29 protein-coding genes and 1 pseudogene are annotated in these 24,246 nt (G+C 52.3%); 1 reads left to right on the forward strand and 29 read right to left on the reverse strand.

Translation table 11 applies throughout. From position 1 onward, the window contains the following. Window positions 1-229 precede the first annotated feature (229 nt). The 11 genes from ACSAMP_RS07710 to ACSAMP_RS07760 form a co-directional block, all read right to left on the reverse strand. Window positions 230-520: a hypothetical protein gene (locus tag ACSAMP_RS07710; protein WP_005930793.1), complete on the reverse strand. Its 291-nt coding sequence runs from the start codon at window positions 518-520 to the stop codon at window positions 230-232. Then, window positions 498-746, reverse strand: coding sequence for a ferredoxin (locus tag ACSAMP_RS07715; RefSeq protein ID WP_117677514.1), 249 nt, complete (start codon window positions 744-746; stop codon window positions 498-500). The genes ACSAMP_RS07710 and ACSAMP_RS07715 overlap by 23 nt, the downstream gene beginning before the upstream one ends. 109 nt (window positions 747-855) lie before the next feature. Beyond that, a complete protein-coding gene (locus ACSAMP_RS07720) occupies window positions 856-1,239 on the reverse strand; it encodes a TnpV protein (RefSeq protein WP_118143145.1) in 384 nt (127 codons plus the stop codon). Continuing rightward, window positions 1,236-3,158 carry a DUF4368 domain-containing protein gene (locus ACSAMP_RS07725; RefSeq protein ID WP_457800044.1) on the reverse strand — a complete coding sequence of 641 codons (1,923 nt, stop codon included), beginning with the start codon at window positions 3,156-3,158 and terminating at the stop codon, window positions 1,236-1,238. The genes ACSAMP_RS07720 and ACSAMP_RS07725 overlap by 4 nt, the downstream gene beginning before the upstream one ends. Before the next feature lie 67 nt (window positions 3,159-3,225). Continuing rightward, a complete protein-coding gene (locus ACSAMP_RS07730; RefSeq protein ID WP_457800045.1) occupies window positions 3,226-4,731 on the reverse strand; it encodes a recombinase family protein in 1,506 nt (501 codons plus the stop codon). A gap of 85 nt (window positions 4,732-4,816) precedes the next feature. Further along, complete coding sequence (locus ACSAMP_RS07735) at window positions 4,817-5,005, reverse strand: hypothetical protein (RefSeq protein WP_118544239.1); 189 nt, start codon at window positions 5,003-5,005, stop codon at window positions 4,817-4,819. A 631-nt stretch (window positions 5,006-5,636) separates the two neighbouring features. Then, complete coding sequence (locus ACSAMP_RS07740; RefSeq protein WP_118749560.1) at window positions 5,637-6,056, reverse strand: sigma-70 RNA polymerase sigma factor region 4 domain-containing protein; 420 nt, start codon at window positions 6,054-6,056, stop codon at window positions 5,637-5,639. A gap of 435 nt (window positions 6,057-6,491) precedes the next feature. Continuing rightward, window positions 6,492-7,616, reverse strand: a complete 1,125-nt coding sequence (locus tag ACSAMP_RS07745) for an ABC transporter permease (protein ID WP_118603011.1) — start codon at window positions 7,614-7,616, stop codon at window positions 6,492-6,494. Window position 7,617: 1 nt separating this feature from the next. Then, entirely contained in the window at window positions 7,618-8,328 is a 711-nt protein-coding gene (locus ACSAMP_RS07750; protein WP_118603014.1) for an ABC transporter ATP-binding protein, read from the reverse strand. Further along, a complete protein-coding gene (locus ACSAMP_RS07755; protein WP_457800046.1) occupies window positions 8,325-8,801 on the reverse strand; it encodes a hypothetical protein in 477 nt (158 codons plus the stop codon). Before ACSAMP_RS07755 ends, ACSAMP_RS07750 begins: the two co-directional genes overlap by 4 nt. Further along, window positions 8,802-9,242, reverse strand: coding sequence for a LytTR family DNA-binding domain-containing protein (locus tag ACSAMP_RS07760; RefSeq protein WP_118603018.1), 441 nt, complete (start codon window positions 9,240-9,242; stop codon window positions 8,802-8,804). Window positions 9,243-9,430: 188 nt separating this feature from the next. Here ACSAMP_RS07760 and ACSAMP_RS07765 point away from each other — a divergent pair, with 188 nt between their 5' ends. Further along, a complete protein-coding gene (locus ACSAMP_RS07765; protein WP_178264945.1) occupies window positions 9,431-9,790 on the forward strand; it encodes a helix-turn-helix transcriptional regulator in 360 nt (119 codons plus the stop codon). 170 nt (window positions 9,791-9,960) lie between these two features. Here ACSAMP_RS07765 and ACSAMP_RS07770 read toward each other — a convergent pair whose 3' ends face one another. From ACSAMP_RS07770 to ACSAMP_RS07855, 18 genes and pseudogenes are all read right to left on the reverse strand, one after another. Next, a complete protein-coding gene (locus tag ACSAMP_RS07770; protein WP_457800070.1) occupies window positions 9,961-11,310 on the reverse strand; it encodes a relaxase/mobilization nuclease domain-containing protein in 1,350 nt (449 codons plus the stop codon). A 142-nt stretch (window positions 11,311-11,452) separates the two neighbouring features. After that, the gene (locus ACSAMP_RS07775; RefSeq protein WP_419027712.1) at window positions 11,453-11,746 is read right to left on the reverse strand and encodes a CD1845 family protein; all 294 of its coding nucleotides are present in this window, start codon (window positions 11,744-11,746) and stop codon (window positions 11,453-11,455) included. 146 nt (window positions 11,747-11,892) lie between these two features. Next, entirely contained in the window at window positions 11,893-12,240 is a 348-nt protein-coding gene (locus tag ACSAMP_RS07780; RefSeq protein ID WP_021887816.1) for a plasmid mobilization protein, read from the reverse strand. Then, window positions 12,237-12,410: a DUF4316 domain-containing protein gene (locus tag ACSAMP_RS07785; RefSeq protein WP_118625813.1), complete on the reverse strand. Its 174-nt coding sequence runs from the start codon at window positions 12,408-12,410 to the stop codon at window positions 12,237-12,239. Before ACSAMP_RS07785 ends, ACSAMP_RS07780 begins: the two co-directional genes overlap by 4 nt. Before the next feature lie 10 nt (window positions 12,411-12,420). Next, window positions 12,421-12,999 (reverse strand): defense against restriction DarA-related protein, encoded by a 579-nt coding sequence (locus ACSAMP_RS07790; RefSeq protein ID WP_457800047.1) that lies wholly within the window; start codon window positions 12,997-12,999, stop codon window positions 12,421-12,423. Window positions 13,000-13,126: 127 nt separating this feature from the next. Further along, window positions 13,127-13,483: a cysteine-rich VLP domain-containing protein gene (locus ACSAMP_RS07795; protein ID WP_457800048.1), complete on the reverse strand. Its 357-nt coding sequence runs from the start codon at window positions 13,481-13,483 to the stop codon at window positions 13,127-13,129. Further along, window positions 13,473-13,658 (reverse strand): hypothetical protein, encoded by a 186-nt coding sequence (locus ACSAMP_RS07800; RefSeq protein WP_118544233.1) that lies wholly within the window; start codon window positions 13,656-13,658, stop codon window positions 13,473-13,475. Before ACSAMP_RS07800 ends, ACSAMP_RS07795 begins: the two co-directional genes overlap by 11 nt. Then, window positions 13,655-14,395 (reverse strand): DUF4366 domain-containing protein, encoded by a 741-nt coding sequence (locus ACSAMP_RS07805; protein WP_457800049.1) that lies wholly within the window; start codon window positions 14,393-14,395, stop codon window positions 13,655-13,657. The genes ACSAMP_RS07800 and ACSAMP_RS07805 overlap by 4 nt, the downstream gene beginning before the upstream one ends. After that, window positions 14,392-14,643: a DUF4315 family protein gene (locus ACSAMP_RS07810; protein ID WP_457800050.1), complete on the reverse strand. Its 252-nt coding sequence runs from the start codon at window positions 14,641-14,643 to the stop codon at window positions 14,392-14,394. Before ACSAMP_RS07810 ends, ACSAMP_RS07805 begins: the two co-directional genes overlap by 4 nt. 15 nt (window positions 14,644-14,658) lie before the next feature. After that, window positions 14,659-14,970, reverse strand: a pseudogene (locus tag ACSAMP_RS07815) (C40 family peptidase); the annotation flags it as partial. A 99-nt stretch (window positions 14,971-15,069) separates the two neighbouring features. Continuing rightward, complete coding sequence (gene ltrA, locus ACSAMP_RS07820) at window positions 15,070-17,028, reverse strand: group II intron reverse transcriptase/maturase (RefSeq protein ID WP_457800051.1); 1,959 nt, start codon at window positions 17,026-17,028, stop codon at window positions 15,070-15,072. A 652-nt stretch (window positions 17,029-17,680) separates the two neighbouring features. After that, the gene (locus tag ACSAMP_RS07825; protein WP_457800052.1) at window positions 17,681-19,084 is read right to left on the reverse strand and encodes a CD1108 family mobile element protein; all 1,404 of its coding nucleotides are present in this window, start codon (window positions 19,082-19,084) and stop codon (window positions 17,681-17,683) included. Next, window positions 19,065-21,398, reverse strand: a complete 2,334-nt coding sequence (locus ACSAMP_RS07830) for a VirB4-like conjugal transfer ATPase, CD1110 family (protein WP_457800071.1) — start codon at window positions 21,396-21,398, stop codon at window positions 19,065-19,067. Before ACSAMP_RS07830 ends, ACSAMP_RS07825 begins: the two co-directional genes overlap by 20 nt. After that, window positions 21,382-21,762: a PrgI family protein gene (locus ACSAMP_RS07835; protein WP_097785037.1), complete on the reverse strand. Its 381-nt coding sequence runs from the start codon at window positions 21,760-21,762 to the stop codon at window positions 21,382-21,384. The genes ACSAMP_RS07830 and ACSAMP_RS07835 overlap by 17 nt, the downstream gene beginning before the upstream one ends. Further along, a complete protein-coding gene (locus ACSAMP_RS07840; protein WP_055060868.1) occupies window positions 21,750-22,340 on the reverse strand; it encodes an MT-A70 family methyltransferase in 591 nt (196 codons plus the stop codon). Before ACSAMP_RS07840 ends, ACSAMP_RS07835 begins: the two co-directional genes overlap by 13 nt. Continuing rightward, the gene (locus ACSAMP_RS07845; RefSeq protein WP_457800072.1) at window positions 22,337-23,011 is read right to left on the reverse strand and encodes a DNA-methyltransferase; all 675 of its coding nucleotides are present in this window, start codon (window positions 23,009-23,011) and stop codon (window positions 22,337-22,339) included. The genes ACSAMP_RS07840 and ACSAMP_RS07845 overlap by 4 nt, the downstream gene beginning before the upstream one ends. A 129-nt stretch (window positions 23,012-23,140) precedes the next feature. Further along, window positions 23,141-24,007 (reverse strand): VirB6/TrbL-like conjugal transfer protein, CD1112 family, encoded by an 867-nt coding sequence (locus tag ACSAMP_RS07850; RefSeq protein ID WP_419027722.1) that lies wholly within the window; start codon window positions 24,005-24,007, stop codon window positions 23,141-23,143. A gap of 12 nt (window positions 24,008-24,019) precedes the next feature. Further along, on the reverse strand, window positions 24,020-24,232 hold the full coding sequence (locus tag ACSAMP_RS07855) for a Maff2 family mobile element protein (RefSeq protein WP_457800053.1): 213 nt from the start codon (window positions 24,230-24,232) through the stop codon (window positions 24,020-24,022). Window positions 24,233-24,246: the final 14 nt, after the last annotated feature.

Below are 24,246 nucleotides of genomic sequence, written 5' to 3' on the forward strand. Positions count from 1 at the left end.
TACTGCCTCCCGAAAAGCTCACTTCTAAAATTATCTTTTGTCTATTATACTTCATCAGCCTAAAGAATGGAAGAAAGAATTTTGTGTACAGAGTTCCTGTTCAAACCTTGTAACGCACATTTTCGCAAAATCCATAGTCCCCGATATTTTCCTCACAGGCGATAGGCAACGGTCAAAACATCAGGTCTGCACCTGACATTTTAACCGCATATCAGCCCTGATTATCACATTATCCCTGCTGGCTGTTCAGCCCATGCTTTTTCGCATATTCACTGGCTTTCTGTCTGCGTTCCTCGCTGTAAGGCGGCAGAAAACGGATAGACAGACGGGACTTTGCCAGCTCATAAGAAACACCGCCTTGAACATTGGATTTTTCCAGTCGGCAAAGGTCAGGGTACTTCTTAGCAAAAGCAGCCAACCTCTTTTTCAATCCGGCGTTGTGGGTGTAGATATTTGCCTTGTCCTCGCCCTCATTAAAGAGAACGATTGTTTCTTTCTCAATCTTCGTCAGTCTCGTCATAGCAGCCCTCCCTATGGTTTTTCAACACACGCAGCTTGCAGTAAAAGCAGCGATACCACCTTTCAACACCCTCAGCACTCAGCTTGACGGAAAGCATATAAAACAGCTTCTTCGCCACTGGATCGGGTGCAAGGGCAGCTACCATACGCAAACGCTCGACAGTTGCTTTCAGGTTCGGACAGCCAAAGGCATAAAGGGTTTCCATTTCATTCTGGTTCATCTTCATTGTGTTTTCCTCCTTAAAATTTGATAAATGAAAAGCGACAGACACTTCATAAGGAAATACCTGTCGCTTCGTTGACGATATAAAATTGTTGGTTTTGGACTTGATAAAATCAGCAGTAAATCATTTCCTGTCTGATGATTTCTTCGGCTCGGTTACGGATAGAGTTCATGGACTGTACCCACAACATCTGATTGTCTGCTTTCATGGTTTCGGTCACACCCTCGGCTTGTTTCATCTGCTCAATGATAAGGCTGCACCTTTCCGCTGCCTGTTCGTTCAGGTCAGCAAGGTAAGTATGCAGTTCGCCGGATAAACAGAGGGCAGAGAACCTTGTAGGGCGGTACTGCTCCAAATATGTCCTGTGCAGTCTGCCCCACATACCGATAGGGCGGTGTTCCTCCGGCGGCTTCAAGTCCGGCACATAGTAATCGCCCACAAGAACATAGTCCAGACCGTTGCTTTTGTCATGGATTCGTGGTTTCAATTCTGTCATGCTATTTTTTCTCCTTTCACTTTTTGCCGATTTGATTTGGTTGCGGCGTTCTGTTCGACACGCATATTGCTATCAGAATTATTTTCTTCTGCTATACGCTCATGTTCAGCAAATTCTTTTGATTTCTCACGAATCTTTTTCATATACTTACGATTGGATTCTCGTTTTCTGCGAAGTCGTTCCGCCTCTTTTTCAGCAGCAATCCTTTCTTCCTCTGTTGGTTCATGCTGCTCCACAGGTACTTGAAATTGCCCGACATAGTTAAGATATATCTCCACCTCTGTGGTGCGGTCTGCACCTTTTCCCTGTGGCTCGTGAACCAGTATTTTGTCTATAAATTCATTTATCATGGTAGGAGTAAGCTCTGTAATGTTCTCATACTTTTTAACCAGCTTTATAAAACGCTCCACATTATTTTGACCGCCTATAATTCGTTGCATATCAGCGGTGTCAGTCTCAATAATCTTGTTTAGCTCGTTCTGCTCATTTTCATAATCAGTAAGCATACTCTGAAAAAGCCTGTCCGGCAATCTTCCAATCACATTATCTTCATAGATTTTCCTGATAAGCATATCCAGTTCGTGAACTCGCTTCTGATTTCTTTCAATGCGGTTTTTTACAGTTTCAGAAGCAGCAATATCTTTCATCGCCGATTCTTCTTGCAGAGAATAAACAAACTCCCGCTCATTCAAAGAAACATAATGGCAAGTCTCCTGTATGGTTGTCAGAATGATGCTTTTAAGTGCTTTTGTTGAAATATGGTGGCAAGTACAATGTCGGTCATACTTCTGATAAGCAAGATTATATGTGGAACATTCATAACAATCTGCCGGATTGGAATAACTTGTCCTTTTTTCGCCTTTGGCAGTATAGTATATTCTTTCTCGCCCTTTCCGCTGCCTGTGATTATACATCGGCGCACCACAATCAGCACAGTAAATCTTTCCGGTCAGAACATTAGGCTCGCCCATAGGATCTGCTTTTCTTACATTCTGTCTTAACTTTTGAGCAAGTAGCCATGTTTCTTCATCGACAATAGGCTCTTGTGTATCATCAAAAACCACCCAATCTTCCTTATCTGCCCTTTTCGTCTTTTTGTCCTTATAGGAATTTTTGAATGTCCTGAAATTGACAGTCTTTCCGATATACTCTGGTCGGGCAATCAGAGTAGTAACCTGATTTCCTCGCCACATATACGGATTTTCTTTGTCATAGTTGCTTGCATGATTTCCAAGTCCCTTTTTGCCAAGATAATAAGATGGTCTTTCAATTTTTTCTTCTGAAAGTTCTCTTGCTATCTGATAAGGTCCTTTTCCCTCAATAGTCATGCGATAAATTCTGCGGACTACTTCAGCAGCTTCTTCATCAATAATCCAATGGTCGGGGTTTTCGGGGTCTTTCAAATAGCCGTATGGTGGGATATTACTTGTATGAGCGTTGCCGGAAGAACCTCTGGATTTCAGTACAGCTTTAATTTTCTTACTTGTGTCCCTGACAAACCACTCATTCATAATATTCAGAAAAGGGGCAAACTCACTGGTTTCTTGACGGTCACTGTCAATACCATTATTGATTGCTATAAATCGAACTTCCTTTTCTCTAAACAGAATGTCAGTGAAAAAACCTACTTGCAAATGGTCTCTGCCGATTCTGGACATATCTTTGCAGATACAGGCAGTGATTTCTCCGTTTTTAACGCCTTCAACAAGTCTGTTCCATGAAGGTCTGTCAAAGGTCGCTCCACTCCAACCATCATCGGTAAAATGAACAAGATTCGTAAAGCCATGTTTTATAGCATAATCTTCAAGCATTTGCTTTTGATGAACGATACTGTTACTCTCTCCAGCATTATCATCATCACGAGACAGTCTTTCATACAAAGCAGTAATGCCATTGCTTTTATCTTTTTTTCTTCTCATGCTGAACTCCTTACATCGCTTGACAAGGGCACACAGCCCTTTGTCGTGTGCGATGGATAAGTAAAAGTCAAATTTTCCACTCAATCGAAACGTGTTCGTCGGTTGCGCGGATCTGTGAGATCAGGCCGTCGGCAACCTGCCGCCTGTCCTCGAAGTCAATTTCTTCCCATTGGTTGAGGTAGACCGACAACCGCTCGATCTGTTCCGGGGACATGGTTTCCGCTGACAGCGCCGCGATCTCTTTTGTCAGGGCTTGGCGGCGTGTGTCCAACTCCTCGATTTTGCTGTTGGCATAGGACAGCAGCACCGCATTAGCCCCGGTTAAAGTATTCAGCAGCTTTTCAATCTCGTCCTCCACGCGGGCAAGCTCCATGTTCAGCGCGGTCAATTTGGGATTGACCGTTTCCCGCTTTGCCGTCAGCGTCTGGAACTCGGACAGCTTCTTGACCATCTCGCCGTACAGAAACCTTTCAAATTCCCGTGTGCGGAGCGTCCCGCAGCCGTCACAGCTTTTACTGTCAGCCCGCTTAGAGCAGCGGAGATATTGAACGCCTGTCGGATTGCCGACGCTCATAAGCGCGTACCCGCAGCGACCACACTTGATCTTTCCGGCAAGCCATGTGTTCTTTGCCTTGCGCCCGCCTTGGAACGCCTTATTTGCCATGAGCTTTTTCCGGCAGCGCAGCCATGTATCAGATGATACCAGCCCCTCGCTGGGAGCCAGAACAAGTATCTGATCTTTCAGGTGCTTGTTTTTTCTTTCCTGCACGTCCCGGCCCTGATAAAGATAGCAGCCGTTTGTCCCGGCAAAATCTGTGGCTTCATTGACTACCACCGTACCCTGACTTTTGAAGAACTCATACATATCGAGGTCAGCCTGCGCGTAAATGGGATTTCTCAAAAGCTGGGAGATAAAGCCCCGTTTCATTTCCTTACCGTAGATCAGGATGCCCTCGTCGGAAAAGTAGCGGGCGATGTCTCCGAAAGAAGTTCCGGGCTGGGAGTACATTTCAAACATCAGCTTTGCAATATCTGCCGTTTCCGGGTCAGGCTTCATCATTTTTGTGCGGATGCCCTCAATGGTGGTCGGCTCCAGTTGGAAGCCATAGGGGGCTGCGCCGCTCATGTGAAAACCGTGCTGGCAGCGGGAATAGTAGGCGTCGGTCACGCGCTTCTGGATGGTTTCACGTTCAAGCTGGGCAAACACGATGCAGATATTCAGCATGGCCCGCCCCATCGGAGTGGACGTGTCAAACTTTTCCGTAGAGGAAACGAACTCGACATTGTATTCCTGAAAAGTTTCCATCATGGTTGCGAAGTCCAGAATGGAACGGCTGATACGATCCAACTTGTAGACCACCACGCGCTTGATCAGGCCCCGGCGAATATCGGCCATCATTTCTTGAAACTTGGGCCGATCGGTGTTCTTGCCGGAATAGCCCTTGTCGGTGTACTTGCGGAAATTGCCTCCTCTCAATTCATACTTACAGAACTCGATCTGGCTTTCAATGCTGATACTGTCCTTGCGGTCAACGGACTGTCTGCCATAAATGGCATCTTCACGAATAATCATTTGGTGCTCCTTTCCGTGTAGGAGCTACCAAACCTTACACCTATATTATACCTCTGGTAGCCCCGCATCTCAAGGATGTCCCGCATTAGTGCATCTGTGCCCGTCCCGGCGCATACTTCACAAAGACCTCATACAGACAGCTTTCAATTTCACGCTTGCGCTTATCCCGTGCTTTGGGAGAGAGCATCGGGGTCAGGTTTTCCACGGTGATGGATTTGCCCTGAAAAGACGCGGTTTTGACTTCCTTGTGATAGCCGACTCTTGCTTCCGTCATCTGAAAACCTCCTATAAAAATCAGCGGTGTGAATAGATTTGATGGTTTCCCGTTGTCCGTGGGGAAACGTGAAAGGACGGCACAAAAGCGCCGTCCTTTGACCTTGCCCCACCTCTGGCCACGATGACCAGAAGCAGCGGGACAGTTGTTTTCCGTTTCAATCCACAAAAGAGGGAGCCGCCGCGCCGGAATGGTTTGGGCTGTCATAAGACAGAAAGACCCGGTTGGACGGCTCCCTGTATGATTGTTGTGTGCCGTATTTGCCACGCATCCCCGGCACGGGGAGTATTCCAGACCGCCGATGGCTTCGGCTGCATAGCCCCACAGTACCGCTGCCCGTGGAGGGCTGGCGCATACCGCAGGGACTCCCCCTCAAGTCTGTGGGAGGGCGTGAGCAAGTTTCATTATCCTCCGCGCTGTCCTCGCGCCCGGTTTGCCAGCACCGGGTCAAAGGCTGCGTTGATCGCTCGGCCAGCTTGTCCATCACCTCCTGAACTGGCTGTCGTGGCGGCGCACCTTACGTCGCTATCACGCGGATTTCGTATCGGGAATACTGTCTATTCAGTTTTCAAGGTGAGGAAGAAAACTCCTCTCACCTATCAGGAGGTTTCGGGGGCAAATGTACTCCCTCTTACAGAGATTTTTTCAAAATATTTTTCATAGCGGCCAGCCCGCGCTCAATGGAGCAGCAGATGCGGCTCCGGCCAACGCCCTCGGCTGCCGCGATCTCGGCCTTGCTCATGCCGAGAAGATAATGCTGGTACACACGCCGGGCCTGCGTGGGCGGGAGCTGGGTCAGCGCGTCATAGAGGGCAAACGTGGTTTCCCGCGCCTCAATGTACTCGTCCGGGGTCATGGGCTGGCGGAGCACGTCGGCCTCAAAGCCGGGATCGGTGTCCAGCGAGCACTCGCCATTTCTGCGCTTCTGCCGCTTGTAGCTGTCGCACAGGCGGCCTCCCATAGAGAGGGTGGCGGCGATCTCGTCCGAAACTTCCAGCATCACATTTTCGGTCATATAGGGGTAATACCGTTTCAGGTTGATAGTCGTCATAATTGTCCTCCATTTCAAAAGGTGGTTGGTGAGTGCGGATTGAAATGGAGAACAGGCGGCCCCCGGCACCTTGGAGCCTCTGGCCACCGTGACCAGAAGCAGGGGCATATAAAAACGCCCGCACAGCATGACACTATGCGGACGCACGAAACAACATTTTCGCTTACATACTGACAGATTTCGCATCCACCGCCGGACTGATCCCATCGGACAGGCAGACTTTTTTTGACAAGTTAGGGGGGGTAGAAAGTGAAAATAGCATGGCGGCATCCTCCTATGTGCCGCCGTACTCATGGCTTTATTTTGTAGGTAACAAGAGAAGCGGCGGCTCTGAAAATCGAGCCGCCGCTTCTTGGGCGCATGAAATTATGTCTGCGTTGCGACGGCTTTTTTTCTTTTGCCGTCGTCCGGCAGATTGTTCTGTTATTAAAGGGCTTATGTTCCTTGATATTCTGAAAACGATTTACAAGTGATTAGAAACGATACTACTGTGAAAATCAGCGTAAATATTACAATCCAAACAGGCATTTCACAGGAGAGCGGCAATAGGTTGACTAACTTATGTTCTGCGGTTCTCAATACCCATTGTGCTTTTGCAGACCAAATGGGGAATATGAACATCCACTCACCAAGTACACCGCCTAACTTCATCGGGAAATAGGGAAGGAAATAGAGCACACCGCTCATAATCAACGCTATGAGTGACTTCTTGCATAGAGCCGAACAGCAACAGGCCAGCACAGCAGTTCCAACAGCGGATAGCCAATAGAAAAGCATAACAACAAGGAAAAACTGCAAGTTGTTCATACGGATGGGGATTTGCGATTGATTTGACATAAACTGCGTTTGAATATCCGCATTCCAACCCTCGAACCCAGCAAAATAGGCTCCACAGGCTAAAAGGATGACCACACAAAATATAACTGCGCTGATGGCTGCAATTAAAAAAGCGGCGGTAAATTTTGCTTGTATCACCTTGCTCTTTCCATAACGAGTGGAGAGAATGACATTTGCCGCACCGCTACTGTACTCCTCAGAAAAGACAGGGGCCAACACGATCAGAAGAAAAATGGCAAATACTACATTCGAGTTAAACAGAATGTTAAAAGCAGTCTGCCAAGTATAATCAAAAGAAAAGACTAAAGGCGAATGAAAGGATAGGACTCCCGCATCAGCAACGCTGATATATCCATATTCTGAACGCTCACGGTCAGCCTGATCAGCAGCTCGAAAAATTGAGAAATTGTCATAAATGACAGGCCAGTTAAACGAATGTTCCCCATGAGCATCCCGCAAATCTACAAAGTCATCCAACACATGAGCAACGGCCTCGTCTGTCAATTCTCCTGCGTATTGCTCATAAACGGACTTGTTGTAAAGTGCCGCCGCACGCCCTGTTACTTCCACACCGTCAGCAGTTTCCACTGGAAAGGTGGGGGATGAGTTCATGCAACAGGAAAAAAACATAAATGAGGAGTACCCCAACAGGAGCAGACCACCAAGCAACAGGTATTTCCGGCGTATGAGCTTATCAAGCTCTAATTTTGTGAGCAACCGCATATTACGCCTCCTTTTGAAAATAGGTCAGATACACATCTTCCAAGGTTGACTTCCCCACAAGGCCAGCAACCGTATCAAAGGCCGCTATTTGCCCTTCTCGAAGCAAAATTATTTTTTCTGCGATCAGTTCAACATCAGAAACGATGTGAGTGGACAAAATAATAATACTGTGTTGGGCTAACGCTGACAAAAGATTTCGTAGCCGTACACGCTCCTGTGGATCTAAACCAGCAGTAGGCTCGTCCAGCAATAGGATTTGCGGATTACAAAGCAGGGTTTGAGCAATTCCAACACGACGAAGCATTCCCCCGGAAAAGCCCTTTAGCTTTTGCTCTGCATTCGAGGAAAGCCCTACGGCCTCCAACAGCTTATCGATCTCCGCCTTGGCCTGAGCCTCTGTCAGTCCTTTCAAAGCGGCAATATAAAGCAAATATCGTTTCGCGGTAAACTCAGGGTAAATTCCCAGGTCTTGCGGCATATAGCCCAGCATGGCACGATAGTGCTCCCCAAGTTTCGATACTGGCTCGTTGTCCAAAAGTATGCTGCCAGCAGTAGGCCGAAGAATACCAGCTATGATTTTTAGCAGAGTGGATTTTCCTGCCCCGTTTGGCCCCAGCAGTCCATAAAGGCCGGGTTCTAATTCCAGATTGACCCCACGCAGAGCGGAATATCGGTTATAATTCTTACTAATATCTTTGACTTTCAGTTTCATTTTGTTTTACCACTACTTTCTTTGTACTTGGCGAGAGCCTCATTATAGTGACACTCCAAATGGCGATAATAACGCTCCACAACAAAATAAATGAATAACAATACTACGAAGCAGATGAAAAAGCCAGCCCACCACGAAAGAATTGCTACTGTGGTGTCTGTAATATCGAACCACCTTATGATAGCAGATGGAATACCTGAATAGACCGACAGTACACCGCAGGTAATTGAGCTAAGAATGCCGGTTGCAATCAAACTAATCCGGATAGGCACACGATCCGAGGTGATTATAGTGTGTGCCATAGAAAAAACAACTGCCATAGCCAGACAAAGGCGCAATTCAACCAGACCGACCCCCTGACTGCCATTAAAACCGGGTAAATATCTCCGAACGCAAAATAGGAATATAAGCAATCCAAAAGTAAAGAAAACAGCCTTGAAAAAACGCAAGATCGCACCGAAATATTGTTTCATTTATTTCACCCCCAAAGCGTGTTTAATGCTTCCAGCATATTGGCGTGATACAATAATTTTTTCCTGATTATCCATAGTGAGCAAAAGTCTGGCCCCAATCTCTGGCCGAATTGATTTTGTTCGCCGTAGATTGATGATCGTTGTCTTAGATGTCCGAAAAAAAGAATGGTCTTTCAGATAGTCCTCCAACTCATATAATCGTCTATCTGTTTCGTACACCTGCTCCTCTGTATAAAGAAAAGTCTTTCTATCCACGGACTCAATATATAAAATATCTGCTAAACCAAGCTGGAATGTTTCTCCTTGCCGACGGCAAAGAAGTTTGGCATCAACTGTATTTAATGCGGATATGATTTTATTGACAAGCGGATCATCGGCCACACAGTTAATGATGACTTCGATTTCTTGAATATCTGGCCTGTCATTGATCCTAATTTTCAAGTTAAATCACCCCCTTATGGCTATTATATGGGAATTTTCGTGTTTTTCAATATTGTCAAACATGAGTTGCACTTTTAGGCTACTGAGATACAAAATGACAGAGATATGAAATTAAATAGTCGGCAGTATGAAAACAAAAGTCGTTCAAATACTATGACCTGAAATGTAAAATTACATTAGGTGATATTATGAAGATAGAGCGAGATGAACGACGATTTGATTTCCACGATATAGGGCTTGCCATCAAGCGAGCCCGTGAAGCCAGCGGCATGACACAGGAGCAACTGGCTTATATTGTTGACCGTTCTCCACGGACGATCATGTATAACGAAAATGACGGCCAGCATCCCAGCCTCAATACTTTTTATCAACTGGTCACGATGTTTGACATATCCGTAGACCAATACTTTTATCCGTCCAAAAATACAGAGAGCAGTTGTAGAAAGCGGATCAACGCTATGCTGAACTCACTGGATGAAAAGGATTTACAAGTTGTTGAAGCTACAATACAAGCATTGAAGAACGCCAGAGAAACGGAGGTCAAGTAAAAGAGCCTTCGTTTTTAGGGGGCTTTTTTGGGGTGCCGCTAAATGGCAAGCAAGGCAAGTGTATTGACACTTGCAATTTCCGCGCTGCGGAAATGCTTGTTGGGGTGCCCCCAAACCCGCTGGACTTCTGGCCACCGTGACCAGAAGAAATGTTGTCTGCGTCGCCGCCCCTAACGGGCCTGCTCCTTATTGCGCTGGCTGTCCGTCAGCCCGCGCAGATGATCCACGCTGCCCTTAACCGCCACCAGCTCACGCATATCTTGCTGGGCCTTGCGGTATTCCAAATAAAGAGCCTTTTTCCGCGCTGCCAGTTGGCGGCGTTTTTCTTTTAGTACGTCCATTTTGGGGAGCTTCTCGCCACCCAGCAACTCGGCCATCGTCGCCTTGGCCGCCCGGTAGTCGGCCAGTTCCGCCTCGTGCTCGGCAAGGTATTTCCGGCTGTACTTGGCGGCCTTGTACCCATCGAACGCGGGGCGGGTCTTGGCGTACTGCACCACGGCGGCCATCAGGTCGGACACACGGGAAAGCTCCGCCTCGGTATGCTGAATGTCCCCGGCCAGCGTGTGAAACCGCTCTGTGGCGGCGTCGGTCTTTGCGGCCAGATCGTCATATTCAAATAGCTGGTGCTCTTTCAGATATTGCAGCGCAGCCGCCATCTGTTTAAGGTTATACACCTTGGCCCAGCGTTCATAGGCGGGGCCTTTGCCCTGACGCATCCGCTCCTGAATGTCGATCAGCAGATTGACACGGCGGGGTGCGGGCGCTTTCCGCGCCGTGGCCGTTCGTGTGGGAGCCTTGCCGTCAATGACGGCCTGCACGTCCTCGGGGCCGTAGCCGTCCCCCAGCGTGGATGCCCGGAAACGGGCCGCCCGCTGTTGTCCTGGCACAAGGAATGAGATCGCGCCGCCGCGCCCGTGCTTGACCTGTATGCCTGCCGTTTCCATGCGCCGGAGAAAGTCTGCAAAGTCCTTGGGGCGCTCTGTCAGAGCCGTGTCAATGGCAAAGCGGATCTGTTCTTTCTGTGAGAGCTTTTGATTTTCGCCCAGCCATTGACCGTAGTGCAGATACCGTCCCTTGCTGTGGAGCTTGGGATTTACGATCACGGACAGATCGTGCTCCAGACATACCCGGTCAGACAGCCGCCGCAGGGCGAACGAGGAGTCGATGAAGTTGCGGAACTTCCGGGAGCGGTCATAGGCGGTGGAATTGTAGTAGATGTGATTGTGAATGTGCTCCTTGTCTATATGGGTACAGACGAAGAATTGATACTTGCCCTTTGTCCAGCGCATCGCCGTTTCATAGCCGATGCGGTTGGCCTCCTCCGCTGTTACCTCGCCGTGAGGGAACGCCTGCCGGATCTGGTAGCACAGCGCCCCGTGTCCGGCCCTGCGGTCAGTTTCGCCCTGATACTGATTTTTGACCAGCATGAACTCGGCGTGTGCCGTGGCTGGATCGCAGAGGTAGGAGGAAACGGCCCCCAGCTTCTCCGGGTTCAGACCGTAATCAAAGCGGTCTTTCAAACTTTGCAGGGCCGTTCGCTTATCGGCCCGCTTGTGGGATTTTAGGTAGGTCGTGGCCGTAGGCATCCCTCCTTTCCATACGACAAGCGGCGGCTGGGATCAGCCGCCGTTTTCTGCATCTTCTGGCCACCGTGACCAGAACTCAGCCCGTGATGAAGCCCCGCAGGGAGCCGTTCAGCTCGTCCAACTTGGCAAGCAGCCATCCGGCCAGCGCGGGCAGGCCAAAGGGCGAAATGGCAAACGCCATCAGCAGCCCCACGATCCCCGTGGAAATGTCTTTCTCCACAAACAGCATCAGGACACTCAGCAGCCCCAGCACCGACGCGAGGATGGAGAGCAAACCAGCGGAAAGACTCAGCAGGAACGAGAGCACGGCCACAAGCAGGGTCAGCACCAGCACAAAGGGAGCGGCAAGAATTTTGAATATGATCCGCATAGAGGGTTCCTCCTTTTTCCTGTATATGTCTATTATAACTCTGAAAAAATCGGCACTCAAGGATGTCCCGGCCCTCCGCACTTCTGGTCACGATGACCAGAGGTGCGGACAGCCGGGGAACGGCGCTGGGCCGTTCCCCCCCTGTGTCACATTGTTACAATGGCGGAGAGCTGGGCCAGCAGATCAGACAGCGGCCCCCACAGGTCGGCATAGTCCTTTTGCAGACGCTTCAGCTCGTCCGGGTACAGGCCGCCGTAGCTGTTGGCATGGATGGCCGCCTGATTGAGATTGTTTGCACAGCGCCGCTGGAGGGACACAAGCTCCTTGACGGGTTCAAGGTCAACGTGGAGCACATAGCCGCCCAGCGCCATTTTTCGGATATAGGCGCTCATGTTGCGGATGCCCGCCTCGGCCATGCGCTCCCGAATGACCTCCAGCTCGTCAGGCCGTACCCACACATAGATGGGGACGCTGCGGACGCGCTTTTTTGTCAACGCTCCTCACGCTCCCGGCTGCGGCGCTTGGGCGGGTGTTCCCGCACCTTATCCAGCGGCTTATCCTCTGGGAGCGGCGCAGGCAGATTGTTGATGATGCCGTCGATCTGATTATAGTTCTGCTCCATAGAAAGCTCGGCGTTCTTGTTGGGATTGCGTTCCTGATCCATAAATGTCCTCCTATCTGTCGCCCCGGTCAGGGGCATTTTTCTTTGGGGCAGCTTGGCCCCGGTCAGCCTCGGCCTGCTTTGCGGCGGTTTTCATCTGTTCCCGGATCGAACGGGGCCTGTCGGGATTGTCAGGCGCAGGCCGCAGCTCATAGTCAGACGCCTGCCGTTTCGTCAATGGCCGCGTGTAGGTCAAATGCCCCCACACCAGAAATGATCCATTTTCAACCGGGACGCGCTGATCGTAGTTGACGATCTCATCCGGAGCGTTACGGGGCGGCTTGGGGAATGTCCCAATGTCCACAGGGCGCTGGGTGGAGTAATACTTGTAAAGGCCGGGGGCCTCGGTCTGCTTGACACCGACATTGTAAAGACGCCGGTACTCCTGCACCCGCGCCGCAAAGTCCTGTTCCAAAGCGGCACGGTCGCTGCCGTAATGCCCCCATTCATACTGCCGCTGGCCGTCCTTGTCGTCATAGCAAGCCCATGTGACATAGGGCGAGGGAGCGGTAGGATGATGCCCCAGCGCAAAGCCCCTGCCATTTTCCAGCATGACGGCCTTTATGATCTCATAGCCTTGGTTTTTGTCCATACGTCCTCCTTTCCAAAGTGTTAGCAATATTTCTGCAAAACCGGGCGGGGCTATGAAATCATACGCCCCGCCCATGAAGCGGCCCCGGAAAACCCTGCAATCAGCGGATTTTTCCGGGGCTAAATGCTCACGGCCTACCCCGGTATTTCCGCATATAGCCGCGCTGCTTCTGCCGCCTTGCGGCATGGGCACAGGCCGGGGAGCAATACCGCCGCCGCCCGTCTGGGAGAAAGGCCCTGCCGCACACCGGGCAGGGCCGGGTTTCTGTGATACGCTCCACGGTCAGCGACCTTTCCAGCACAGGATCAAGGGGCAGCACCGCTGCGCGGAAATAGCGGCAATAAGCGCCCGTCCAGCATTTCCCCAGCATATAGCACTCGCAATCCAGCGGCAGACAGCCAATGTCTTTGTCATAGTTGGCACACCACCGCTTCACAAGGGAGCGGATCGCCGCCTTTTCCTGCCGGGTCAATTCACGGCTCATTTTTGCCCCCTGTCTTTACCCTGAGCTGCTCCCGGTAGCAGAACACGCAGCCGATCCCATGCCAATAGAGGCAGCCGTCGCAGCGGGAGCCTTTGGGCGGCAGGTTGGGCGGGACGCCCTTGAAGTAGCTCTTTTCTTTCATAAAGTCCTCATAGGGGCTGTCGGTAAACCTCATTCTTCACCGTCCTCGTCCCACGGCGGCCCGTCATCCTCGGGAGCGGTTTCGTCATAGTCCTCCGCGCCGTCATACTCGCCGCCGTAGTCGGCCTCGGACTCAGCGGCCCGCTGCTTCTTGGGACGGTAGATTTTGAAGTACCAGCCAGCGCCGCCGCCAATGACCACCACGGCCAGCGCCAGCAGAAGCATATCGCCGTTGCCCGTGGCCTTGGGCTGCTCCGGCTCGGGGTCAGGCTCCGGCTCTACCACAGGCGCAGGCTCCGGGGCCTTGCCCTGGCACTCACTCAGATTGACCGCGCAGACGGTACAATCCGTGTTGATAGCGCCTACGGCGCATTTGTCGGTACAGGAACACTCCGGCAGCTCACCGCCCGCCGCCTGCATCGCCGCCAGCAGGTCAGCCTCGTCCACCATGTTCAAAAAGTAGGTGTGATACTGCTCGCCGTCCTCGTCGGTGGGCTTGTCGTAGTCGATGACGATGTAAAAGGTATTGCCGCCGCTGGTCTGCACCGTGATGAACTGCTTGTTGGTGGCCTTATCGTAGAGCAGGTCACGGGTCACAAGGTTGCCGTCCTCGGTGAAGCCCTCGCCGGGGTCAACGGTTTCCGTGGGCAGCGGCTCCACGGGGGCAAGCCCGTCCCATTCCTCGCCGCCTCCGGCGTAGGCCGTAACCGCCATACTGCCCATGAGGACGGACACACAAAGCGTTATCAGCAAAAGCCGCAGTTTTTTCATTTTGTCACCTCCGTCTGTTCCATCGGCTTCTGGCCACCATGACCAGAAGCACCGCCCCGGAGCTGCTGGAGCACCAGCGGCAGATCGGCAAGGGAGATACTCATGCCGCGCACGATCTCCACGATCTCGCTGTTTTCCGCTTCCAGCTTCTTCTGCTCCAATTCTTTAAGCCGCGCCTGCTGCTCGGCAATTTTGGCCTTGACCTTTTCAATCTCGGCCTCGATTTTTGCGCTTTTCGTAATTGCCATATCAAAAAACCTCCTTTACGGTAGTCGCCCGTAGGCGTAAAGATGGGACTGCCAATAGCTGCTGTTGAGGTTGGCATAGCTGATGGGGTCGCCACAATGGAGCATCCAGCCGTCGCCCACATAGATGCCTACATGGGAAACGCCTGCTGTGTCATAGGTGCCGACAAAGAACACCAGATCACCGGGCCGCGGGCTGCTCGTCCGGGAGCAGATGTTATAAAGGCCCTGCGCCCCCAGCCGCCCGAAGCTCCAGCCGCATTGATTGTAGACATAGCTGACGAAGCCGGAGCAGTCAAAGGACGTGGACGGGCTGCTGCCGCCCCACAATAGTGATAGGTAATCCTTTGATGTTATCTCCGGATTTTCCCCCACTTCACACCGTGCATGCGACTTTCACCGCACACGGCGTTCCATCGTTAGTCATACTCACAATCTATTACAATCTACCTTGTTCATTTTTAGGGGTTGTGTTCCCCGAATTTCTCCTAAACCTGCTTTCAGGCGCAGAGCGTTCAGCTTTTCCATTTGCTTCTTATTGAGATTGCAGACTTCAAGGTAATAAGTAATCGTTTCAACCGTTTCTGCATGGACGAGCCGGTGTACCAGTTTATTTATCAGCACCAGATTTTCGTAGCTGTCATTCCCACCGTATTTTTTCGGCTTGATGTGGTGGCAGTGTATTTCATCTGTTGTCAGAAATGGCATTCCCGTAACAGCACATTTTCCGTATTGTGCCGAGAATAGGGAAATCCGGTTATCAGCTAATTCAACGCTCCTGTTTCCTATAGGCTGTCGCATAAGTGCCAGCATCAGATTCACGTTGATTTTCAGATTATCGTGCAATCCCTTCCGCCCCGCTGGGGTGTAGCAGTTGATAGCCCTTTTTCGGCTTAGAGGGATGCTATGCCGGATATAGCTGATAGGATATACTGGTTCGTCCGTCCCTTTCACATAGCGTAGCGATTTAGACTTTCCATATTTCTGCGATTCAAAGACCGTTAATTTTCGGCCGTTTCTCACAAGTCTGCTTCCCTGGCGTTCCTTTAATCCATTGGTCAGCACTGTCATGACAGAACGTCCCAGGGAACTGCAATCTTCACTGATACAAGTTGCTATTCTGTAATAGTCTTGCAGCCCCACGACGATTGAGTTATACAGCGAAATCTCACCACGCTCATGTTTTTCCTTTCTTGGGTGGATTATATTTTTCGCCTGTGTGACCAGTTTTTGACGCGCATGTTCAAGCTGTTTGTCACCTACATGAGATTTGATGACATATTTATCTGCTCTGCGAAACACCTTCATCTTGAACCCTAAGAACTCTGAATAGCGATGTTTTACATTCACTATCTTTGTTTTTGTTGGCGAAACCTCTAAATGCAGACGTTCCATTAACCATTGTGTGACTGCCTTCATCGTCCGTTCCGCTTCATCTTTCGTCCTGCAAAATATTCTGAAATCATCAGCGTAACGGACAATATACATCTCCTTTAGATTTGTCCTTCGCATAAACTTGTAGGCATTGGATTTATTGATACTGCCATTTGCGTTTATGGAGGTCTTGTATTTTGCCGTGACCGGATTATCCTGCCATTGGCTGTCAACCCATTGGTCTAATTCATTCAGCACGATATTCGCCAGAAGCGGGGAGATAATACCGCCTTGGGGTGTCCCTTTGGTCGGGTATTCCATTGCCCCATTTTCTAACCGTATTGGTGCTTTAAGAATCCGTTTCAGCACGAACAGGAGATTTTTGTCCCTGATTCCGAGCGACCATATCTGCTTTATCAGCTTGCTGTGGTCTACATTGTCAAAGAATCCTTTGACATCAAACTCAACGACATAGTGCAGTCTTGTATTCTGTATTAAGAACTCCGCTCTTGCGATGGCGTTTTCAGCAGACCTGTTTGGACGGAATCCATAACTGTTTTCGCTGAATTTCGCTTCACAAATCGGCTCCATGACCTGCTTGATACATTGTTGTACCAGCCGGTCCCAGACGCAGGGGATTCCCAGCGGCCTGGTTTTTGTTGGGTCGTAAGGTTTTGGTATTTCTTTTCTTCGGACAGGTTTCGGACGATACCCATGTGTACTGCCGATTGTAATGAAACGGACTGTATCAATAACCTCATCCGGCATCAGCTTTCCGATGTCATCGAATGTCACGCCATCTGTTCCCGGAGTTTTGCTTCCGTCATTTGACTTGATATTTCTATATGCCAGCAGGATATTTTCACGTTTTAAGATGATGCTCATCAAATTTGTGAAAGTCTCATTTTTACTGCTTTTCGCATACAGACCGTCAAACACTTCCTGCATTCCGTAATACTCAGCATGGCGCAGTCCGCTCATACATAATGATTTTTCGGCTTTCTCTTTTGGCATAAGGCATCACTCCCTTCTTTTGAATTGAGTGACTTTTTTGTCCTACTCGAATCCTTACTGCGATTGAATGATTGTTTCATATATGACTAATGACTTGAGGCCATCCCTCCGAATCCTTCTTTTTCGCGGGATTCATCGTAAGTCCGACCTCTGCTTTTCAGCACCGGTTCGGCAGCTTATTTTCTTCGTCTGCCTGCTTTACCACTATGGTAAAGCCCGATACCTTTCCTTGTTCCGATAATTCTATCTGTGCATATACCCTTAGGTCTCCGCTTTAGTCCTGTCAGCTTGGATGCGCCTTTAACACATCATGGTCGTTCATACATACGATTTTTACTAAACCACACTGACGGCGAATTAACGCCACCATACATTTCTATATGGCCTACCTTTAGACCTGTACATTCGCGGTTTTCGTCAGTGCTTCCGCACATTCTAACCATAGGTATTTTATAGAGCCCCGGCCTATAGGTGACACCGCCCACCTCTGGGCGGCTTTCGTGTGGCTGGTTGTTATCCAGCAATTCTTACGGTCACTCTCAGCCGACTTCACCGAGCTTCTGACCCATAGCGTTTCCGCTTTAAGCCAGTCGGAGTATTAGGCTGGCGTTTCAGGGCGTTACCCCATCATTCCACCAATCGAATTACCAGTTCACCTGTCTTTCTTTTCACCTCCAATCATTGGACAAGTGCCCAACCTTTTCAGTTGGGAACAAGTTGCACCATAGGGGAAACCGAGATACTTTTCCGCTTCTTTCAGAATGGCGGCAAAGGTTTCATCATCCAGATAGGACTCCGGGACTCCATGCTCCGGCGGGCGGTTGGTGATGTATTTCCCGATATAACCGGACGAGGGGAACAGATCGGGCCGGTTCCCCAGCGTGGACATATACAGGGCGTACATGGAAAGCTGCTCCTCGGACATCATGTAAACCGGAACATGGGAGAGATTGAAGTTTTCCAGCGTGACATAGCAGATGTAATAGTTGTACGGAACTTCTACATCATAGTCGTTGCCCTCGCTGTCCGTCCGGGTGACGGTGCGGTAACGCACCTCGACAACCACATCCTCGGTCAAAATATACTGGCGGTCAAAGAGGTCTTGCAGCGTCCCGCGCACCTCGTCCAATGTCCACGCACCCTCATGGAGTGCGGAAATCATAGAGATCAGCACATAGGGATCATGTTCGATGGTGTCGAGGTCAAAATGGTATTCGTCATAATCGTGGGTGCGGGTGTAGGTGTCGAGGCAGCGTTGCAGCTCATTTTCAAAGGCACAGTAGGCGGCCTCAGCCCCCAGCATATCCGCGTCCTCTGCCTTGTAGGTACTGGCAGCGATGGCCGCAAGGGTGCTGTTTCCCACGGACACCATCGAGGACATACACGATTGCAGGGTCAGCACCACCAGCAGGCAGCCCAGCGCAAGCAGCGTCCCCACGGGATGCCGCTTGACGAACGCCGCCGCTTCCCGGACAAACCGCTCTGTGGCCGATACGGTTTGTTCTGCGGCTTTGGCGGTCTGCTTGGCGGTTTCCCGCGCTTTGCGCTGATACTCCCGTTTCAGCTTGTGGCGGTGCCATAACCGGGCGGCGGCGCTCTGTGCCTCCGGCTGCTCCTGTGCGAACTTGCGGGAATGGTAGTCCGCCGTGGCCTTGATGTACCGGGACTCGGCGCGGGCGGCGGCCTTGGCCGGGTGCTCCCGGATGGCCCTGCGTACCTTGTGCCGCCCATAGTGCAGTGCGGCCTCGCCGGAACGCTCCACAAAATGACCGCCCTCCACACCTACATTGTCGCGCTCCTCCTGATACACCTTTCCATGCAGAAAAGCATGGGTTTCATGTCCGGCGATCCGGGCGATCCGCTTGATGGGGCCGGGCTTTTTCGGCGGCTTCTGCTTTGCCAGCCTTTCACGGGCCTTGTTCAGCCGTTCCTCCCGGCTCTCCATGCGGAGCTTGGACTTGTGGAGCTTGGCCTGTTCGCTGTCGGTATGGAACTTCTGGCCACCGTGACCAGAAGCAGCCCCGCCCTCGGGCGGCTTATTCTGCCTGTTTTCCATTGGCTGCGTCCTCCGGCTTGGTAGTCAGCAGGTCGTAAATCTCGCCACGGGGGAAGCGGTCAACAAACGGGATGGTGACGCTGCCATAGAACAGCAGGCCCTCGCCGGAGTTGGACTGCGTGATATACGATAGCTGGTGCTCTGAAATACCGATCTGCTTGGCAAGAATGGCGCGGTCACTCTGCGCCTGCGACAGCAGGATCATAAAATCCGTGTTGTCCAGAATGTTCTCGATCTCCCGGCTGGCCAGCAGGTCTTTCACATTCTGCGTCAGGGCAGAGGGGACACAGCCCTGTTTGCGGAGCATCTTCCAGACGGTCACAAAGTAGCTGGCGGTCAGCGGATCGCGGAGCAGAATATGGAACTCGTCAAAATAGCACCACGTCGCCACACCGTTTTTGAAGTTGGTTCCCACCGCAGAAGTGACAAAATCGTTGGTGATGTGCATGGCAATCTTGCGGAGGTTTTCGCCCATGCCTTTGAGCACAAAGCACACCACGCGGGAATTGAGGTTGACGTTGGTAGGATGGTTAAAGAGGTTGAGGGAGCCTGTGCAGTATAGCTCCAGCGCCGTGGCGATCCGCTTGGCCTCCGGCTCCGGCTGGCGCAGCAGCTCCTCATACAAATCTTGGAGCAGCGGCGTTTTGGCCGTTTCCAGCCCCAGCGCCATTTCCCGGTACACCTGACGCACACAGCGGTCAATGACGGTTTTCTCGATAGGCTGCAAACCATCCCGGCCTCCCACCACCAGCTCACACAGCGACAGCAGAAAATCCGCTTTCAGGGACAGGGGGCTGTCCCCGCCGCCCATGTCCATCTGAACATCCATCGGGGAAATGTGGTTGGGGCTGTCCGGCGCGATCTCGATGACCTGACCGCCCAGCCGCTCCACCAGCGGGGCATATTCGCCCATCGGGTCAACCACGATGATGCGATCCTGCGGGATGGCAAGAAAGACGTTCAGCAATTCACGCTTGGCGGCAAAGCTCTTGCCGCTGCCCGTGGAGCCGAGGTAAAGGCCGTTGGCGGATTTCAGCTTTTTGCGGTCAGCCATGATGACGTTATGGGACAGGGCGTTCATGCCGTAGTAGAGGGACGGGCCATCCATGCGAAGCTCCCGCGTCATAAAGGGGACGAAGATGGCCGTGGAGCTGGTGGTCATGCCGCGCTGAATTTCAATGCCGTTGTAGCCGAGGGCCAGCGAGGACATATAGCCCTGCTCCTGCTGCCAGTCCAGCCGCTTGACGGCGCAGTTATATTTCTGCGCGATGCCGTTCACGGTGAAAATGTCGTTTTCCAGCCGCTCCCGCGTGGGGGCGGTGTTGACGATCAGGAACGTCAAGAGGAACATTCGCTCGTTGCGGCTTTGCAGATCGGCCAGCAGCTCAGCGGCGTCCTTGGAAAAGGTGACAAGATCGGGCGGAAGAATGTCAGGGTCATATCCGGCGCGGGTAGCCTTGCGCTGCTCCTCCACTTTCATCTTGTCGATGTCGGAGATTTTACCCTTGACCGTTTTAATGGCCTTGACCTGGTCCACCGTCTGAATGTGCATGGTGACAGTCAGCTCGGCGTCCAGCTCCAAAATCTCCAACAGCAGCTTGTCCGACAGCTCCGACGCCATAATCTGCAAGTAGGACACCGCGCCCCATGTCTGGCCCACGCGGAACGAGCGGCTCTGCCGGAAGTCAAAGCTGTCCGGCACGATAAAGTCTTTCGTTCCCATGCCCGTATGGGCGATGTCCGCCCACTTGAAGCGGAACGGCTCCCGGCTGCCGGGGTGAAGCTGGCCGTGCAGCAGGGCCAGACGCTCCCGCCCGTCAAGGGGCTGGCTCTGTACCCCCAGCCGCTTAAAGTTGCCGATCACGTCCGCCTCTACACGTTCCAGACGGGGACGGGCGGCGGCCACATTTTCAGCGGGGATGCAAAAGGTGACGTACTTGGCCCGTTCGATACCGTTGTTGCTTTTGGCGATCTGGTTTTTCAGCATCCCCGTGTATTCCGTGCGGACGCTGTTGAAGCGGTCATCCGCCTCGGAGATATTCACCTTGTAGCGGCTCCCGGAGCGGCTGCGGCGGTTGACAAAGGAAAGCTGGAACGGCAGCGAACTGTCAAAATAATTCAGCCACGAACTCCAGCCGCTGAAAATGGCCGTCTGATCCTCGGCGGACGCAACGGAATAGTTGATGTCCTCATATTCCAGCGTTTTTGTGTAGACACCGCCGGGGAGCTGACAAATGCCGTCCGGCAGCATCCGCACATAGGGAATGGTCTGCTGGGCCGATATGGTCGCCGGACGATTACCGGCCCGCGTCAGGCTTTTTGACTTCTTGGGGCTTTTGCTCAAGTGTGACCTCCTTTCCCGCAAATGGGGCGTAGATATTCTGCGTCTGATAGGGCCTCACACCGGGCCGCAGGAACTTGGCCCGGATGATATTCCGGGCTACCTTTTCAAAAGGCAAGCCGTCACGCTCATACATCGCCATGAAAAAGGCCGGGAGCATGAGCGCGATCATCAGGAACATCGCCCCGGTGCCGCCCAGCGCGTGACGGGTCAGCAGATACACGGGGATGCCCACGGCAGCCGCGCCGCCGAAGCAAATAAGCTGGCGGCGGGTGAGGTTAAAGGCAATTTTCGTCTTGATCTTGGAAAGATCGTTGGGAACATTCACATAGGGCAAGAAACGTCCTCCTTTCCGCTATCTTCTGGCCACCGTGACCAGAGGCCCGCTGTCGGCTCCACCTCGTTGCCCCACACGTCCCAGCCGGGAGGGGTCTGCCGTGCGAACAGCTCCACGCGGGGCCTGTCGCCCATGAGGGCAACAATCTTGTCCCGCGTTTCGTCCGGCTTTTTGCTGTGGGCCTCGATGGGAGAAATGATAAATTGGTGAATATCGGCGGCCTGCCGCTTGGGGTGTCCCTTGGTCGCCAGCAGGCAGACCTCGGCATTTGCCCTCGTCCAGAAGCCCAGCCCATAAAACCAGCTATCCGCCTTTTTGTTCTTTTTGAGCCAGACAAAAGCGACGCTTTTATAGGTGAAGCCCCACGCACGGATGAGCCGCAGGGCCTCCGGGAGCTGTGGGAACGTGGCCCACATGAAAAGGGCGCTGTCCTTGGCCGCAAGCTCGGCCACAGGCAGCGCGCACAATTCATCAATGCTCATGGTGGGGTAATGGTTTTCTGCCGCCCCCTGCACTTTCTTTGCGGAGTAGCGCCACGGGGGATCGGCGTAAATAATTTCGTAGGTTCCTGTCATCATTCTCCTTTCCTGCCAGATGCCACAGCCTCCCGCGCCCGCCGGATGCGCTCCGTGGCGGGGCCGTAAAAGGCCGGGGCGGTTTCAAAGCAGACGAAGCGGCGGCCTGTGTTCAGCGCGGCTACGGCAGTTGTGCCGGAGCCAGCGCAGACGTCCGCCACCACCTCGCCGGGGCGTGTGTAGGTGCGGATCAGGTACTCGCACAGGGCCACGGGCTTCTGCGTGGGATGCACGGTGGTTGTCACCGTGGGGAACGCCAGCACATTCCCCGGAAAGCGCTGCCCATCGGACTCGCCGCTGGTGCGTTCAAACTTTCCGTAGTTGGGGCTGCTTCCGCTGCAACGGTGAATTTTCTTGTACGGCTTGCCCTGTTCAAACTGCGGAAAGTAGGCCGGGGACTTCTGGTAGAACACCAGAATGTTCTCCGTCTTTTTCAGCGGAGCGCGGCGGGCGTTGAGAAAACCCGTGCAGCGGCTTTTGTACCATACCCACTCATAACGGAGCATGGCGAGGTTGGACGCGCCCAGCACCTTGTCATAGGGACATTGTGCGAAAAACAGCACCGCGCCCTCCGGCTTGACGGCCCATTTCACCGCCTCCCACAGCTCCGGGAGCGGCAGCGGCACATCCCAAAAGTTCCGGGTCGTGCCGTAGGGCGGATCGGTCAAGAGCATATCCACGCTATGCTTCGGCAGGGAGCGCAGGCCCTCAATGCCGTCGGAGAGGTGCAGGCCCTCCGGGATCGGCTTCTGGCCACCGTGACCAGAAGCGGTGGTATCAGCGATAAGATCACCTTTCCTTTCTCAATGGGCGCTGAAGATGCTTTTGGAGATCGTCCCGGTTTTCATCAGCATGAAGCACAGAAGCACCGTATAGCCGATACAGCCCCAAATCGCGCCGATGGGATCTCCGCCTGTGGCGATCCCCTGAATGAGCACCGCATAGATGGCAACGCAGACGAGGATCAGCATACCCTGAAAGCCCACGGCAAACAGGGAGCGCAGATAATTCTGGCCCATTGTGCCAAGCTCCCGGTTGGAGAGCGTCGCCACGGGGATGGGGGCTAAACTGGTCAGCAGATATATCTCGATCATGCGGCCATATACGATCACGAAAATAAAAATGTTCAGCGCCAGCATGGTAAACTTAATGAGGAACGATTGCAGGAACAGGCCCAGCAGAGAGCCAAGCTCCATCGTTTCAAGGGTCATTTCCAGATCGGCCAGCATATCCGGCGTGATGTTGGTTGCGCCTGTGACAATGCCCGCCGCGCTTGCAATCACGCTTTGAGACACGTCAAAGACCGCCATGACGATATTGAACGTGTTGGACAGGATCAGGATGGCACAAGTGGTTTTGAATACCCATTTGTAGATATTCGCCACGTCGAACTCGTGCATATTGTTCTTTTCCAGTATCATCTGGATCAGCTCATAGGTGGCAACGAAGGTCAGGATCAATCCGGCAATCGGCAATATCACCGTTTCGGAAAGCTGCCGTATCAGGGAGAACACCCCAGCGTTCCATGCCGCCGGGGTAGTCCCCACCTGTACGGATATTTCCCCGACGCGGGTATTCACCGTGTCAAACAGCCCCTCGAGGTTTCCCATGATGCCCTCGATCAAAAGCCCTTTGAGCCATTCCGTGATCCATTCGGTGAGAATACCCATCGGCAGCTACCCTTAAAACAGGGTAGACAGCAGAGGGATCAGGGTCGTGCCCAGCACGATGATGCCGCCGCCCGCCATGAGCTGCTTGATGCCCTGGCTTTTGGCCGCTGCGTTATCCGAGCCGTAGCCCTCCAGCAGATTGACCACGCCCCACACGGCAAGGCCAGCGCCCAGCGCCACGACGAGAGTTTGCAGGGTAGTAACAGCAGAAGTAAAAAACTGCATAAATCCTCCATTTC

Source organism: Flintibacter sp. SJQ-8, assembly GCF_054108085.1.